This window comes from Kitasatospora sp. NBC_00240, from assembly GCF_026342405.1.
Taxonomy (GTDB): domain Bacteria; phylum Actinomycetota; class Actinomycetes; order Streptomycetales; family Streptomycetaceae; genus Kitasatospora.
In genome coordinates this window covers 2,645,097-2,660,575 of record NZ_JAPEMU010000001.1, presented here as the reverse complement: position 1 = coordinate 2,660,575, position 15,479 = coordinate 2,645,097, and the positions used below count along the sequence as shown (strand labels likewise).

Here is a 15,479-nt window from a genome sequence, read left to right as displayed (position 1 = left end):
CGGCGGGTTGACTGTGTCAACCGTCCGACCGCCATAGAACGTCATCTTGCCCGGTGGTGAAGGGGGTTGTGGGCAGGCGTGGGCCCGGCAGGTTCCCGGAAATGATTTGTTCATCCCCTTGTCGAACCCGAAACCCGCCGTTAGTCTCGCCGCAACATCGAAGCGATTCGACACACCGGATCCTGAACGATGAAGGGCCGCACCGATCATGAGCTCCCAGATCAGCCGTAGAACCCTCCTCAGAACCGCCGTCGGCGTGGCCGGCGCAGCCGCCATGACGCCGCTGCTCAGCGCCTGCGGGAGTGGCGGCGCCGCGAAGAGCGGCTCCAACACCAAGACCGGCCTGGCCGGCGCCCTGCCCGCCTTCGTCGCCAACACGGCGGTCACCGCGGACCTGCCCTCGGTGACCGGCCCCGGCGGCGGCTTCAGCGACCCGGGCTTCCTGACCTACCCGGCCACGCCGGTCAAGACCGTCCCCAAGACGCCCGGCTCCGGCGGCAGTTACTCCGCCGTGACGCCGCTCTGGGGGACGATCCCGGCGGCCGACAACTCCTTCTACCAGGCCGTCAACGCCGCGCTGGGCGTCAAACTCACCATGCAGCCGGCCAACGGCACCACCTACAACACCGCGATCCCCACCCTGACCGCGGCCCAGAAGCTCCCCGACTGGATCCAGCTGCCCACCTGGTGGAACCAGCTCTTCAACGTCGGCGGGCTCGCCGGCACCCAACTGGCCGACCTCACCCCCTACCTGGCCGGCGACAAGGTCAAGGAGTACCCGAACCTGGCGGCCATCCCCACCGGCGCCTGGCAGGCCGGAGTCTGGGGCGACAAGCTCTACGGCATCCCCTGCTTCTCCTCCGGCACCGCCTTCGCCGGCGCCTTCTACTACCGCCGGGACGTCTTCGAGGCCAAGGGCATCGCCGCCGACAGCGTGAAGTCCGCCGACGACCTGATGAACCTCGGCAAGGAGCTGACCAGCGCCAGTGCCGGCGTCTGGGCCTTCGACGACCTCTGGATCTACCTCGCCCAGCCCTTCGGCCTGGCGCAGCTCTACGCCGCCAAGGACGGCAAGCTGATCCGCAAGTACGAGCAGCCGGAGTTCCTGGAGGCCCTCAACTGGGCCTGGAAGCTCGCCAAGTCCGGCTACATCCACCCGGACGCACTGGCCGGCAACAACAACGACGCCAAGGCGCGGTTCTACGCCGGCAAGGTGCTGGTCACCGGTGACGGCACCGGCTCCTGGAACATGGCCGACGCCCAGGCCGGCCAGGCCGCCGACCCGAAGTACCGGCGCGGCGCCCTCCCGCTGTTCGCGGCGGACGGAAAGTCCACCCCGAGCATCTTCCTCGGCCCCTCCACCAGCATGGTCAGCTATCTCAACGCCAAGCTGAAGCCGGAGCAGATCAAGGAACTCCTCGCGGTCGCCAACTACCTCGCGGCGCCCTGGGGTTCGGCCGAGTACACGCTGGTCAACTACGGCGTCGAAGGCACCGACCACACCCGGGTCGACGGCACCCCGACCTTCACCCCGCAGGGGCAGAAGTCCGTCCAGCAGCAGACCTTCCCGTTCCTCGCCTCCAGCCCGCAGGCCCGCAGCAACCCCGGCTTCGACCAGATCACCAAGGACATCTGCGCCTGGGACGCCCAGGCGGTCACGTACGCCTACAAGCCGGTGTTCTGGAACATGAACATCACCGTGCCGACCCGCTTCGCCACCGCCGACGCCGCCCAGGCGCTGGAGGACACCATCAAGGACGTCTACCACGGCCTGAAGACCGTCGCCGACTACCAGAACGCGCTGACCTCCTGGAAGCGCAGCGGCGGCGACGAACTCACCGCCTGGTACCAGACCGAGATCTACGACAAGCACGGCTCGGGCCAGTAGCCCCACCGCTCCCAGTCCGACCTATCTAGGAGGTGCGGTGGTCGTGGCGGCAGTCACCACGAACAGCGCCGACGTACCCGGCCGCGAGGAGGCGGCGCCGCCGCCCGGCGTCCCCACGGCGACAGTCGGGGCGCCCGGCGCCCGCGAGCAGCGCCCCCGGGAGCTGAACTGGCGGATCCGGCTGCGCCGGGACCGCTCGCTGCTCCTGATGACCGTCCCGGTCGTCGTCCTGCTGCTGGTCTTCAACTACCTGCCGCTGTTCGGCACGGTCACCGCCTTCGAGTACTACGACCCCATCGTCGGGGTGGTGAACAGCCAGTGGATCGGCCTGGACAACTTCCGCCAGCTGTTCGGGGACCCGCTGTTCTGGGGGTCGGTGTGGAACACCCTGGAGCTGGCGGCCGTCCAGCTGGTGCTGTTCTTCCCCGTCCCCGTCGCGCTGGCGCTGTTGCTCAACTCGGTGCTCAGCCCCCGGATCCGCGGCTTCGTGCAGTCGGTGACGCTGATCCCGCACTTCTTCTCCTGGGTGCTGGTCATCACCCTGTTCCAGCAGATGATCGGCGGGGCGGGGCTGCTCAACCAGTTCCTGCGCCAGCACGAGATGACGCCGTGGAACATCATGACGGACCCGTCGGTCTTCAAGCTGCTGGTCACCTCCCAGGTGATCTGGAAGGACGCCGGCTGGGGGATCATCGTCTTCCTGGCGGCACTGGCCGCCATCGACGAGAACCTCTACGAGGCCGCCGCGATGGACGGCGCCGGCCGATGGCGCCGGATGTGGCACATCACCCTGCCCGGCCTGCGCGGGGTGATCGTGCTGATGCTGGTGCTCCGGCTCGGCAACATCCTGAACGTCGGCTTCGAGCAACTGCTCATCCAGCGCTACGCGGTGGGGCACGACGCCGCCGACGTGCTGGACACCTTCTCCTACTACTACGGCATCGGCACCAACAACTACGGCTACGGCGCCGCGGCCGGCATCTTCAAGAGCGCCGTCTCGCTGCTGCTGATCTACGGGGCCAACAAGCTGGCGCACTTCTTCGGCGAGGACGGGTTGTACCGGAAATGAGCGAGCTCACCATCGGCTCCCGGCGCCGCACCGCGCGCCCCGCCTGGGAGGAGACGCCGACCGCGGTCGGCCAGGGCGTCAAGGGCGTCACCCTGACCGGCATCCTGCTGCTGGTCCTCGGACCGCTGTGGTGCGTGGTGATCACCAGCTTCTCCACCCAGGGCTCGGTCAACCGGGCCGGTGGTCTGGTGATCGTCCCGCACGGCCTGACCCTGAACGCCTACCGCACGATGCTCGGCGACGGCCCGGTGACCCGCGCCCTGGTGGTGAGCCTGGCGGTCACCGCCGTCGGCACCGGCTTCTCGATGCTGGTCTCCGTGCTGTGCGCCTACGGGCTGTCCCGGTCCCGCTCGCTCGGCCACCGGTTCCTGCTGATGACCCTGGTCGTCACCATGTTCGTCAGCGGCGGCCTGATCCCGTCCTACCTGGTGGTCACCGGGCTCGGCGGCTTCGACCAGTACTGGGCGCTGATCCTGCCGAGCGCGGTCAGCGTGTTCAACATCCTGGTGCTGCGCTCCTTCTACTCGGGCACGGCATCCGAACTGATCGACGCCGCCCGGATGGACGGCGCCGGCGACTGGCGGATCCTCTGGTCGGTGGTCCTGCCGACCTCCCGGGCGGTCACCGCGGTGATCACCCTGTTCTACGCCGTCGGGTACTGGAACTCCTTCTTCAACGTGATGCTCTACATGCCCACCAGCAGCCAGAAGTGGCCGCTGCAGTACGTGCTCTACCAGTACGTCAACCTCGGGACGAACATGCCCGGCCAGGTCAACTCCGGCTTCGGCAACGCGGCGAACGCCACCGCGCCGCTCTCGCTGCAGATGGCCGTGGTGGTGCTGACCCTCGTCCCCGTGGTGATCGCCTTCCCGTTCGTCCAGAAGCACTTCACCAAGGGCGTGCTCACCGGCGCCGTCAAGGGCTGAGCACCGCCGCACCCGCCCGCCGTCACTACGCTGGGCCGCACCGCGCGGCACCGGAGCACGGCGGCACCGCAGCACAGATGTCCGACACAGCACAGGGGGATACCGATCCAATGGTGACACTCGCCGAAGTGGCCCAGCACGCAGGTGTTTCCCCGAGCACGGTCAGCTACGTCCTCAGCGGCAAGCGCAGCATCTCGGAGCCCACCCGCCGCCGGGTGGAGCGGGCCATCAGCGACCTGGGGTACCACCCCAACGCCGGCGCCCGGGCGCTGGCCGGCAAGCGCTCGCACATCATCGCGCTGGTCGTGCCGCTGCGCACCGACGTCTACGTCCCGATCATGATGGAGATCGCCATCTCGGTGACCATGACGGCCCGCAGCCACGGCTACGACGTCCTGCTGGTCACCAACGACGAGGGCCCGGACGGCGTGCGCCGGGTCGCCGCCAGCGGGCTCGCCGACGGCGTGATCCTGATGGACGTCGAACTGGACGACGAGCGCATCCCCGTCCTGCGCGAACTGGGCAGTCACGCCGCGTTGATCGGCCTGCCCGCCGACACCACCGGACTGTCCTGCGTGGACCACGACTTCACCACCGCCGGCGCCCTGTGCGCGGACCACCTGGCCGACCTCGGCCACCGCGACGTCGCCTTCGTCGGCTACGCGCCGCAGGTCTACCAGCGGCACGCCGGCTACGCCGAGCGCACCCTGAGCGGGTTCCGCGAGCGGGCCCGCGAACGCGGCCTGCGGATCCTGCACCGGCCGTGCGAGGGCAGCTTCGAGAGCACCGCCGGCGTACTCGGCCGGATCCTCGACGACCGGCCGGCCACCACCGGCTTCGTGGTCCAGAACGAGGGCGCGCTCGGTCCGCTGCTGAGCCTGCTGCGGACCTCCGGGCGGATCGTCCCCGAGGACGCCTCGGTGGTGGCGCTCTGCCCCGAGCCGCTCGCCGAGCAGAACTCGCCCCGGCTGACCGCCGTCACCGGCCCGGCCCAGGACCTCGGCCGGCAGGCCGTCGAACTGGTCCTGAAGCGGATCGGCGGCGCCGCCACCCCCGAGGTCACCCTGCTCACCCCCGTCCTGACCCCCCGGGAGAGCTCGGGCCCCGCGCCGCTGACGGCGGCCACCGCCCTGCGCCTCCCTCCCCCGCAGACCCCCGCAGACGTGGAGAACACCCATGCCCAACCACTTCCATGACCTCGGCGGCGCCCTCGAATGGCGGGCCCGGGGCGAGACTTTGCGGGTGGAGCCCTGGGGCCCCGACTCGGTCCGGGTCCGGGCCACCCCCGGCGGCCCGCTGCTGGAAGACCTGCCCGGCGCCCTGCTGGAGCGGCCGCCCGGCGAGGCCGTGGTGAAGATCGAGGGCGCCACCGCCACCCTGGTCAACGGCGCGCTCACCGTCCGGATCGACGGCAACGCCCTGGACGCCACCGACCCCCAACTGCACCCGGCCGCCGGGCGGATCACCTTCCTGCGGACCGCCGACGGCGGCGAGCTGCTGGCCGAGGAGCCGCACCACTTCTGGTGGCCGGGCCCGCGCCTCTACACCGCGACCGGCAACGGCCACCACCGCCTGGAGCAGCGGTTCCGCGCCTACCCGGGCGAGCGGCTGTACGGGCTGGGCCAGCACACCCACGGCCTGCTCGACCAGAAGGGCGCCGTCCTCGATTTGGTGCAGCGCAACGGCGAGGTGACCATCCCCTTCCTGCTGTCCGACCGCGGGTACGGCCTGCTGTGGAACAACCCGGCGATCGGCCGGGTCGAGCTGGCCGAGACGGGCACCCGCTGGGTCGCCGACAGCGCACGGCAGTTGGACTACTGGGTGACGGCCGGCGCGCCCGCCGACGTGCTGCGCCGCTACGCCGACGCCACCGGCCACGCACCCGTGCTGCCCGAGTGGGCCACCGGGTTCTGGCAGTGCAAGCTGCGCTACCGCACCCAGGCCGAACTGCTGGAGGTGGCCCGCGAGTACCGCGGGCGCGGCCTGCCGCTCTCGGTCATCGTCAGCGACTTCTTCCACTGGACGCACCTGGGGGACTGGAGGTTCGACCCGGCCGAGTGGCCCGACCCGGCCGCGATGAACGCCGAACTCGAAGAGCTGGGGATCACGTTGATGGTGTCGGTCTGGCCCTCGGTCAGCCCGCTCAGCGAGAACTACCACGAGCTGCTCAACGAGGGCTTCCTGATCAACACCGAGTACGGCCCGGTGGCCCACGCCGACTGGCCGGACAAGGGCCTGGACGCCTACTCCGCCCAGGTCGCCTTCTACGACGCCACCAACCCCGACGCCCGCTCCTTCGTCTGGGAGCGGATCCGCCGCAACTATCACGAGCTGGGCATCAAGGTCTTCTGGCTGGACGCCTGCGAGCCGGAGCTCAAGCCCGGCTACCCGGCCAACCTGCGCTATCACGCGGGCCCGGGCCTGGAGGTCGGCAACCTCTACCCCCGCGAGAACGCCCGGATGATCCACGAGGGCCTGACCGCCGCGGGGGAGAGCGAGATCGTCACCCTCAACCGCTCCTCCTGGGCCGGCGCGCAGCGCTACGGCGCGGCCCTGTGGTCAGGCGACATCGGGACCGACTTCGCCAGCCTGCGCACCCAGATCAAGGCGGGCCTCAACGTCGCCGTCTCCGGCATCCCCTGGTGGACCACCGACATCGGCGGCTTCCACGGCGGCGACCCCGACGACCCCGCCTACCGCGAGGTTCTGATCCGCTGGTTCCAGTACGGCGCCTTCTGCCCGCTCTTCCGGCTGCACGGATTCCGGGGCCCCGAGCAGAAGTTGGAGCCCGCGATGACGGGCCTGCCGAACGAGGTCTGGTCCTACGGCGAGGAGGCGTACGGCATCCTCGCCGAGTACCTGCGGCTGCGCGAGCGCCTGCGCCCCTACCTGATGCGGCAGATGGAGACGGCGGCCGAGCAGGGTCTGCCGCCGATGCGACCGCTGTTCGTCGAGTTCCCCGACGACCCAGCCGCCTGGCGGGTGGACGACGCCTTCCTGCTCGGCCCGTCCCTGCTGGTCGCCCCGGTCACCGAGGCCGGAGCCCGCGAACGGGACGTGCACCTCCCGGCCGGCGCCGACTGGACCGACGCCTGGACGGGCGAGCGCCACCGGGGCGGAAGCACCGTCCGGGTGGCCGCCCCGCTGGAGCGGATCCCGCTCTTCCTGCGCGACGGCGCCGACCTGCCGGTCCGCGGCTGATGGCGGACCGGCTCCCGCTCCCGGGCCTGGCCTTCGGCGGCGACTACAACCCCGAGCAGTGGGACGAGGAGACTTGGAAGGAGGACGACGAGCTGATGCGGCAGGCGAGGGTCAACCTCGTCACCGTCGGGGTCTTCTCCTGGGCGCTGCTCGAACCCGAGGAAGGGCACTACGAGTTCGGGTGGCTGGACACCCAGCTGGACCGGCTGCACGCGAACGGCGTCCGGGTCGACCTGGCCACCCCCACCGCCTCCCCGCCGCCCTGGTTCACCCTCGCCCACCCCGAGGCGATGCCGGTCACCGCGGACGGCACCCGGCTCACCCACGGCAGCCGCGACACCTACTGCCTCGCCGCCCCGGCCTACCGCCGGGCGGCGACCCGGATCGCCGGCGCCCTCGCCGAGCGCTACGGCCACCACCCGGCCCTCGCCCTGTGGCACGTCCACAACGAGTACGCCACGGTCTGCTGGTGCGAGCAGTCCGCGGCCGCCTTCCGGGTCTGGCTGCGCAGCCGGTACGGAAGCCTGGACGCCCTGAACGAGGCCTGGGGCACCGCCTTCTGGAGCCAGCGCTACGGCTCCTGGGAGCAGATCACGCCCCCGCGGGCCACCCAGTGGCACCACAACCCCGGCCACACCCTGGACTTCCGCCGGTTCTGGTCCGACGAGGCGCTGGCCGCCTACCGCGAGCAGCGTGACGTGATCCGCCGGCACACCCCCGCCGGCGTCCCCGTCACCACCAACCTGATGCTGCCGGGCTACCAGACGCTCGACCTCTGGGCCTTCGGCCGCGAGGTCGACCTGATCGGCATCGACCACTACATGGACGCCCCCGGCGTCGACGGCGACGCCGACACCGCCTTCGGCGCCGACCGGGCCCGCTCCTTCGGCGGCGGCAAGCCCTGGCTCCTCGTCGAGCAGGGCACCAACACCCTGTACCTGCCAGACCGGGTGCTGCCCAAGGACCCGGGCCGGATCCTGCGCAGCTCGCTGGCCCACATCGCGCGCGGCTCGGACGGCGCGCTGTTCTTCCAGTGGCGCCAGTCCCGGGCCGGCGCCGAGATGTGGCACTCGGCGATGGTGCCGCACGCCGGCCCCGACACCCGGATCTTCCGGGAGACCGTCGCCACCGGCGAGGCCGTCGCCGCGCTGGCCGAGGTGGCCGGCTCGACCGTCACCGCCGAGGCCGCCGTGCTGCACGACGCGGACGCCTGGTGGGCCCTGGAGGCCGACGGCCTGCCCTCCTCGGAACTGGACTACCCGGCCGCCCTCAAGCGCGCCCACCGCGCGCTCTGGGACGCCGGCATCACCACCGACTTCGCCCACCCCGCGGCCGACCTCTCCCGCTACCGCCTGGTGCTGGCCCCCAGCCTGCACCTGGTCTCCGACGCCGGCGCCGCCTCGCTGCGCCGCTATGTGGAGGGCGGCGGCACCCTGCTGGTCGGGTACTTCAGCGGCGTGGTCGACGAGTACCAGCGGGTCCGGACCGGCGGCCATCCGGGCGCCCTGCGTGAGGTGCTGGGCATCCGCGGCGAGGAGCACCGCCCGCTCGCCGCCGGCGCCGCCCTCCCGCTGTCCGACGGCTCCACCGGCCGGATCTGGAGCGAGCTGCTGCGCACCGAGGGCGCCGAGACCGTCACCTCGTACGCGGCGGGTCCGCTCGCCGGTCTCCCGGCCGTCACCCGGCACCGGTTCGGGGCGGGCACCGGCTGGTACCTCTCGACCGAGCTGGACGAGGAGGCGTACCGGGCGCTGGTCGGCCGGATCCTGGAGGAGAGCGGCTTGAAACCTGAGGTGGCGGGCCTGCCGCCCGGCGTGGAGGCGGTCCGGCGGCGCTCGGCGGACGGCCGCGGCTGGCTCTTCGTCATCAACAACACCGACCGGGCGGTGCTGCTGCCGGCGGTGGGTCACGAGTTGCTGGCGGCCAGGCCCGTCCCGGCGGAGGGGCTGAGCGTTCCGGCCGGCTGTGCGGCCGTGGTCCGGGAGGGGCCGCTGGACGCGGCCTGACCCGAGGCGACCGTCGGGCGGCCGGGACCCCGCGCCCGTCCGCCCGTCCGTTTCGTCCGCCCGCCGGTCCACCCGTCAACATGCCGATTCAGGCCAGTTTCTATAGGTTTGTTCCGATGGGAGGCCCGCACGCCGGTGCGGACCTCCACGGCGTACGGGGGAGTGCGACGACGGCTCGCCCGGCCGGCCCGCAGACCCCGGCCGGCACCTGCGAAGGGCTCCGAAAGGCGCGGCATGAGCACCCTCCCGTTCGAGGACACCACCGACTTCGAGAACGCCGACCGCGGGTTCGTCGGCGCCCTGTCGCCCGCCGTCGTGAAGGCCGCCGACGGCCGGGTGATCTGGGACAACGACGCCTACGACTTCCTGAAGGCCGACTGCCCGCCGACCGCGCACCCCAGCCTCTGGCGGCAGGGACAGCTGGTGGCCAGGCAGGGCCTCTACGAGGTCACCGACGGCATCTACCAGGTGCGCGGCCTCGACCTCTCCAACATGACGCTGGTCGAGGGCGACACCGGGGTCATCGTCATCGACCCGCTGATCTCCGCCGAGTGCGCAGCCGCCGCCCTGGAGCTCTACCGCGAGCACCGCGGCCCCCGCCCGGTCACCGGCCTGATCTACACCCACTCGCACGGCGACCACTTCGGCGGCGCGCGCGGCGTGCTGCCGGAGGGCCACGCCTCCGTCCCGGTGATCGCCCCCGAGGGTTTCCTGGAACACGCGGTCAGCGAGAACGTGTACGCCGGCAACGCGATGACCCGCCGGGCGATGTTCATGTACGGTGACCGGCTGCCGAAGGCCGCGGACGGCCAGATCGGCGCGGGCCTCGGCATGACGACCTCGGTCGGCACCATCACGCTGATCCCGCCGACGGTGGACGTCACCCGCACCGGGCAGGAGGAGACGGTGGACGGCGTGCGGATCGTCTTCCAGCTCACCCCGGGCACCGAGGCGCCGTCGGAGATGAACTTCCTCTTCCCCGACCGCCGTGCCCTGTGCCTGGCCGAGAACTGCACCCACAACATGCACAACATCCTGACGCTGCGCGGCGCCGTCGTGCGCGACGCCCGGATCTGGGCGCGTTACCTGGACGAGGCGATCGACTTCTTCGGCGACTCCACGGACGTCGCCTTCGCCTCCCACCACTGGCCCACCTGGGGCCGGGAGAACGTCGTCGAACTGGTCTCCGAGCAGCGAGACCTCTACGCCTACCTGCACGACCAGACGCTGCGGATGCTGAACGCCGGGCTGACCGGCCCCGAGATCGCCGAGGAGATCCAGCTGCCGCCGGCCCTGGAGGGCGCCTGGCACGCGCGCGGCTACTACGGCTCGGTCAGCCACAACGTGAAGGCCGTCTACCAGCGCTACCTCGGCTGGTTCGACGGGAACCCGGCCCACCTCTGGGAACACCCGCCGGTGGAGCTGGCCAGGCGCTACGTCGACCTGGCCGGCGGCCCGGACGCCGCGCTGGCCAAGGCCGTCGGGTACGTCGACGCCGGCGACCTGCGCTTCGCCGCCACGCTGCTCAACCACCTCGTCTTCGCCGACCCGGACAACGACCGGGCCCGGGACCGGCTCGCGCACGTCTACGACCGGCTCGGTCACGGCAGCGAGAACGGCACCTGGCGCAACTTCTACCTGATGGCCGCGCAGGAGCTGCGGGAGGGCCCCGGCACCGCTCTGCTGGACGCCGCCAACCCCGAGATGCTGATGGCGCTGACGGTCGAACAGCTGCTGGACTCGATCGCGATCCGGGTCGACGGCCCGCGGGCCTGGCACGAGCACCTGCTGGTCGACCTGGTCGTCACCGACCAGCGCCGACGCTTCCGGCTGACCCTGCGCAACGGCGCCCTGACCCACCTCGCCCATCCGCTCGAACCGGCGCCGCGCGAGCCCGCCGCGCTCACCCTGACCCTCACCAAGGAACAGCTGCTCGGTGTCCTCGCGGGTCACGGGCTGGAGGGGGTCACCGTCGACGGCGACCCCGCCGTCCTGGGCACCCTGTTCGGGCTGCTCGCCGAGCCCGACCGCTCCTTCCCGATCGTGACCCCCTGACGGTGGCCGCCGGGCCGGACGTGGTCACCGAGGCCCTGGCCGACATCCACCGGCGCCTCGGCGCCCTGGACGAAGGGGAGACCGCGACCTACATCCCCGAGCTGGCCCGGGCCCGGCGCGAGGCCTTCGGGCTGGCGCTGGTCAGCATGGACGGGCACCGCTACCAGGCCGGCGACGCGGGGGAGCCGTTCACCCTGCAGTCGGTGTCCAAGCCCTTCGTCTACGCCCTGGCGCTGGCGGAGCTGGGCCTGGACGAGGTCGGCCGGTGGGTCGGCGCCGAACCCAGCGGGGAGGCCTTCAACGCGATCAGCCTGGAGGAGGGCACCGGCCGCCCGTCCAACGCGATGATCAACGCCGGTGCGATCGCGACCACCGCCCTGGTGCCGGGCGCGACCCCGGCGGAGCGGTTCGAGCGGATCCTCGCCGGACTGAGCGCCTTCGCCGGCCGCCGCCTGGACCTGGACGCGGCCGTGCACGCCTCGGAGGCCGCGACCGGCGACCGCAACCGGGCCCTGGCCTACCTGATGCGCGGGGCCGGCTCGCTGGCCTGCGACCCGCTCGCCGCCACCGACCTGTACTTCCGGCAGTGCGCGGTCCGGGCGACGGCCGCCGACCTCGCGGTGATGGCGGCGACCCTGGGCAACGGCGGCGTCAACCCGGTCACCGGGGAGCGGGTGGTGGGTGAGCTGGTCGCCGTGCAGGTCCTCTCGGTGATGGCGACCTGCGGCATGTACGACGCCTCCGGCGAGTGGCTGCTGCGGGTGGGACTACCCGCGAAGAGCGGGGTGTCGGGCGGGCTGATCGCGGTCAGCCCGGCCCGGTTCGGAGCCGCCTGCTGGAGCCCGCCGCTGGACCGGACCGGCAACCCCGTCCGCGGCACCGCCGCGCTGCGGGAGCTGTCGGAGCGGTTCGGCCTGCACCTGATGCTGAGCCCGGCCCCGGCGGCGCCGACCGTCGTCGGCGGGTCGCCTGCCGACGATCCCCCGCGCCGGGGCGCCTTCGCGGTGGTGGCGGCGCAGGGAGCGCTGGACTTCACCGCCGCCGAGCGGGTGCTGTTCGAGCTGGAGACGGGGACCACCGGCCCGGTGCTGCTCGACCTCGGCCGGGTCACCCGGCTGGACACCGTCGCCCAGGCGATGATCAGCGCGACCCTGGCCCGGCTGGCCGCCGGCGGCCGCCGGGTGGCGGTGGTCGGCGAGGCGCTGCCCGTCCCGCCGGGTGCGCCCTGGGAGCAGGTCGGCCGGGACGGCGCCCGGTCGGACCGCCCGGGGGCCGGGGGCTCTGCCTGAGCAACGGCCCGGCCCGACCCCTGCACTGGCCCCCGCCCCCGCATCCCGCCCCCCCCGCATCCCGCCCCGCTATCCGCTCGCCGATGCCGCCTGCGCCGCGCGTGCGCCGCCCGCCCGCCCGTGCTCCGCCATCCGTGTTGCGCCATTCGCCGTCACCCGGCCCGGCGCGCCGGGCGCGCTCCCGGACGATCACGTTCCCGTTGGTACTGTGCCCGGACACCCGAGCGACCCGCCGAGTGCCACAAGGCCATCTGCACAGCCGAAGTGACGATCCATCACCATCAGGCGGTCCGCCCTGCCCCGCTCACGAATCACCTGCGCGGTCGGTGCCGCACTGCTGGTCCTCGTCGGCCCCGCCGGTACCGCCGCCCCGGCGCGGGCCGCCGCCGTCCCGCTCACCCGGTACGTCGACCCCTTCGTCGGCACCGACGACAGCACCGCCCCCGACCCGGTACCCGGCGGGGCCGGCGGCAGCACCTACCCCGGCGCGGTCGTCCCCTTCGGCGGGGTGCAGTTCAGCCCGGACACCCCGACCGCCTCGCCGTCCGGCTACCGGTGGTCCGACACCTCGGTGGAGTCCTTCAGCCTGACCCACTTCGACGGCGCCGGCTGCCCCAACAACGAGGACCTGCCGCTGCTCCCGGTGACCGGCGCCCTCACCGCCTCCCCGGGAACCGCCTGGAGGGACTACGCCTCCGGCCACACCAAGGCCGAGGAGTCCGCCGCCCCCGGCCGGTACCGGACCAGGCTCGACCGGTACGCCACCGACGTCGAACTGACCGCCACCACCCGCACCGGCATGGGCCGGCTGACCTACCCCGCCACGGACACCGCCCGGCTGCTGATCGGCACCGGCCGCAGCGCGACCGGCGACCGGCCCGGCAGCGTCCGGATCGAGGGCCGCGAGGTGACCGGCAGCGTCACCGCCGGCGGCTTCTGCGGCTCGTCGAAGACCTATCAGATCTGGTTCGACCTGCGCTTCGACCGCGAGCCGACCGGCTTCGGCACCTGGTCGGGGGCGACGGTCACCCCCGGTTCGGCCAGCGCCTCGGGCACCGGCACCGGCGGGTACCTGACCTTCGACACCACCGGCGGGCGGAGCGTCCGGTTCAAGGTCGGGCTCAGTTACGTCGGCGCCGAGGGCGCCCGGCGCAACCTGGACGCCGAGAACCCGGGCTGGGACTTCGACGCCGTCCGGGCGGCCGCGGACGCCGCCTGGAACGAGGTGCTCGGCAAGGTGGTGGTGGCCGGTGGCCGGGAGGGCGAGCTGCGGAAGTTCTACACCGCGCTCTACCACGTCTTCCAGAGCCCGAACGTCTCCAGCGACGTCGGCGGTGACTACCGGGGCTTCGACGGGGCCGTGCACCACGCCGGCCACCCGGTCTACCAGAACTACTCCGGCTGGGACATCTACCGCTCCTGGGCGGCGCTGGTCGCCCTGCTCGCCCCGGCCGAGGCGAGCGACATCGCCCGGTCGATGGTGCTGGACGGGCAGCAGGGCGGACTGTTGCCCAAGTGGTCGCAGCAGACCGACGAGGAGTTCGTGATGACCGGCGACCCCGGCCCGATCGTGGTCGCCGGCCTGTACGCCTTCGGCGCAAGGGACTTCGACACCGCGGCCGCGCTCGCCCTGATGGAGAAGTCCTCGACCGGGGGCACCACCCAGGGTCGCCCGGTCCGCGGCCGGCAGTCCGAATACAGCCGGCTCCGGTACCTCGCCGGGGACCCCTCCGACTCGCTGGAGTACTCCGCCTCGGACTTCGCGGTGGCGCAGTTCGCCCGGGCGCTGGGGGACGAGGCCTCGTACCGCACCCACATGACCCGCGCCCAGTGGTGGCGCAACACCTACGGCCAGGACGCCGGCTACGTGCAGCCCCGGGACCAGGCCGGCGTCTGGGCCTGGCCGCTGGACCCGGCGAGCGGCTCGGGCTTCACCGAGGGCAACGCGGCGCAGTACACCTGGACGGTCCCGTACGACTACGCCGGCCTGATCGACGCCATGGGCGGGCGGCACACCGCCCTGCGGCGACTGGACCACCACTTCGGCGAACTGAACGCCGGTCAGAGCCGGCCGTACTACTACATCGGCAACGAGCCGGAGCACGGCGTGCCCTGGGCGTACAACTTCGCCCGCCGGCCGGCCGGGGCCGCGGACGCCGTCCGCCGGGTGGCGGCCGAGTCCTTCGGGCTCGGCCCGGGCGGGCTGCCGGGCAACGACGACCTCGGGGCCACCTCCGCCTGGTACGTCTGGGCCGCGCTCGGGATGTACCCGGTCACGCCGGGCGCCGACACCCTCGCCCTGCACGGGCCGCTCTTCCCGGCGCTGCTGATCAGGCGCCCGGGCGGCGACATCGCCGTCACCGCCACCGGCACCGGCCGCTACGTCCAGGGGCTGACGGTCGGCCGGGCGGCCACCACCCACAGCTACCTGCGCTACCCGGACCTCGCCGGCGGGGCGGCGCTGGAGTACACGATGGGCGGCGCACCCGGCGCCCGCTGGGGCACCGGCGCCGACGACGTGCCGCCGTCCTTCCCCGACGGTGCGCCCGCCCCGCCCGCCGCGCCCGAGCGCGGCCCGGACCTCGCGCTCGGCGCCGCCGCCACCGGCTCCGCGCCCTGCCCCGGCGGCGGATCGGCCGACCGGGCCTTCGACGGCGCGCTCGGCAGCGCCGCCGGCTGGTGCTCGGCCGACCCGGAGCCCTGGCTGCGGGCCGACCTGGGCACCAGCCGGACGGTCTCCTCGTTCGTGGTCGCGCACGCCGGCCTCGGCGGCGCGAGCACCGGCCGCAACACCGCCGCCTTCCGGATCGACACCAGCACCGACGGCGTCGACTGGGCCCCGGCCGTCGCCGTCACCGGCTCCCGGGCCAGCCGCACCGAGCACGCCGCCCTGCCCCGCCCGGCCCGGTACGTCCGGCTGCGGGTCGACGTCGCCGCCAACGCCCCGGCCGGCGGCGGCCCGGAGCCGGCCCGGATCCAGGAGCTGGAGGTGTACGGGTAACGCTGCTGCAGGGAGAGGGGCCGCAAGCGTCCCCTCTCACCTCG

At 72.8% G+C, this 15,479-nt stretch carries 9 protein-coding genes; all 9 read left to right on the top strand.

The annotated features are described in order from the left end of the window. Positions 1-208: 208 nt before the first annotated feature. The 9 genes from OG689_RS11475 to OG689_RS11435 all read left to right on the top strand — a co-directional run bounded on the left by OG689_RS11475 (position 209) and on the right by OG689_RS11435 (position 15,435). Positions 209-1,888 (top strand): Tat pathway signal sequence domain protein, encoded by a 1,680-nt coding sequence (locus OG689_RS11475; RefSeq protein WP_266319878.1) that lies wholly within the window; start codon positions 209-211, stop codon positions 1,886-1,888. A 163-nt stretch (positions 1,889-2,051) separates the two neighbouring features. Next, a complete protein-coding gene (locus OG689_RS11470) occupies positions 2,052-2,957 on the top strand; it encodes an ABC transporter permease subunit (RefSeq protein ID WP_266327028.1) in 906 nt (301 codons plus the stop codon). Then, positions 2,954-3,883 (top strand): carbohydrate ABC transporter permease, encoded by a 930-nt coding sequence (locus tag OG689_RS11465; protein ID WP_266319876.1) that lies wholly within the window; start codon positions 2,954-2,956, stop codon positions 3,881-3,883. The genes OG689_RS11470 and OG689_RS11465 overlap by 4 nt, the downstream gene beginning before the upstream one ends. 110 nt (positions 3,884-3,993) lie before the next feature. Further along, positions 3,994-5,079, top strand: coding sequence for a LacI family DNA-binding transcriptional regulator (locus tag OG689_RS11460; RefSeq protein WP_266319875.1), 1,086 nt, complete (start codon positions 3,994-3,996; stop codon positions 5,077-5,079). After that, a complete protein-coding gene (locus OG689_RS11455; RefSeq protein WP_266319874.1) occupies positions 5,060-7,084 on the top strand; it encodes a glycoside hydrolase family 31 protein in 2,025 nt (674 codons plus the stop codon). The genes OG689_RS11460 and OG689_RS11455 overlap by 20 nt, the downstream gene beginning before the upstream one ends. Beyond that, positions 7,084-9,090, top strand: coding sequence for a beta-galactosidase (locus OG689_RS11450; protein WP_266319872.1), 2,007 nt, complete (start codon positions 7,084-7,086; stop codon positions 9,088-9,090). The genes OG689_RS11455 and OG689_RS11450 overlap by 1 nt, the downstream gene beginning before the upstream one ends. Positions 9,091-9,324: 234 nt before the next feature. After that, the gene (locus OG689_RS11445; RefSeq protein ID WP_266319871.1) at positions 9,325-11,145 is read left to right on the top strand and encodes an alkyl sulfatase dimerization domain-containing protein; all 1,821 of its coding nucleotides are present in this window, start codon (positions 9,325-9,327) and stop codon (positions 11,143-11,145) included. Between the two features lie 2 nt (positions 11,146-11,147). After that, positions 11,148-12,434 (top strand): glutaminase A, encoded by a 1,287-nt coding sequence (glsA, locus tag OG689_RS11440; protein ID WP_266319869.1) that lies wholly within the window; start codon positions 11,148-11,150, stop codon positions 12,432-12,434. Positions 12,435-12,708: 274 nt separating this feature from the next. Next, positions 12,709-15,435 (top strand): GH92 family glycosyl hydrolase, encoded by a 2,727-nt coding sequence (locus OG689_RS11435; RefSeq protein ID WP_323189380.1) that lies wholly within the window; start codon positions 12,709-12,711, stop codon positions 15,433-15,435. Positions 15,436-15,479: the final 44 nt, after the last annotated feature.

What these genes read in the sequence shown, in the direction of transcription:
- OG689_RS11475 (WP_266319878.1), top strand. Translation starts at nt 209, where the DNA reads ATGAGCTCCCAGATCAGCCGTAGAACCCTCCTCAGAACCGCCGTCGGC.
- OG689_RS11465 (WP_266319876.1), top strand. Translation starts at nt 2,954, where the DNA reads ATGAGCGAGCTCACCATCGGCTCCCGGCGCCGCACCGCGCGCCCCGCC.
- OG689_RS11460 (WP_266319875.1), top strand. Translation starts at nt 3,994, where the DNA reads ATGGTGACACTCGCCGAAGTGGCCCAGCACGCAGGTGTTTCCCCGAGC.
- OG689_RS11455 (WP_266319874.1), top strand. Translation starts at nt 5,060, where the DNA reads ATGCCCAACCACTTCCATGACCTCGGCGGCGCCCTCGAATGGCGGGCC.
- OG689_RS11450 (WP_266319872.1), top strand. Translation starts at nt 7,084, where the DNA reads ATGGCGGACCGGCTCCCGCTCCCGGGCCTGGCCTTCGGCGGCGACTAC.
- OG689_RS11445 (WP_266319871.1), top strand. Translation starts at nt 9,325, where the DNA reads ATGAGCACCCTCCCGTTCGAGGACACCACCGACTTCGAGAACGCCGAC.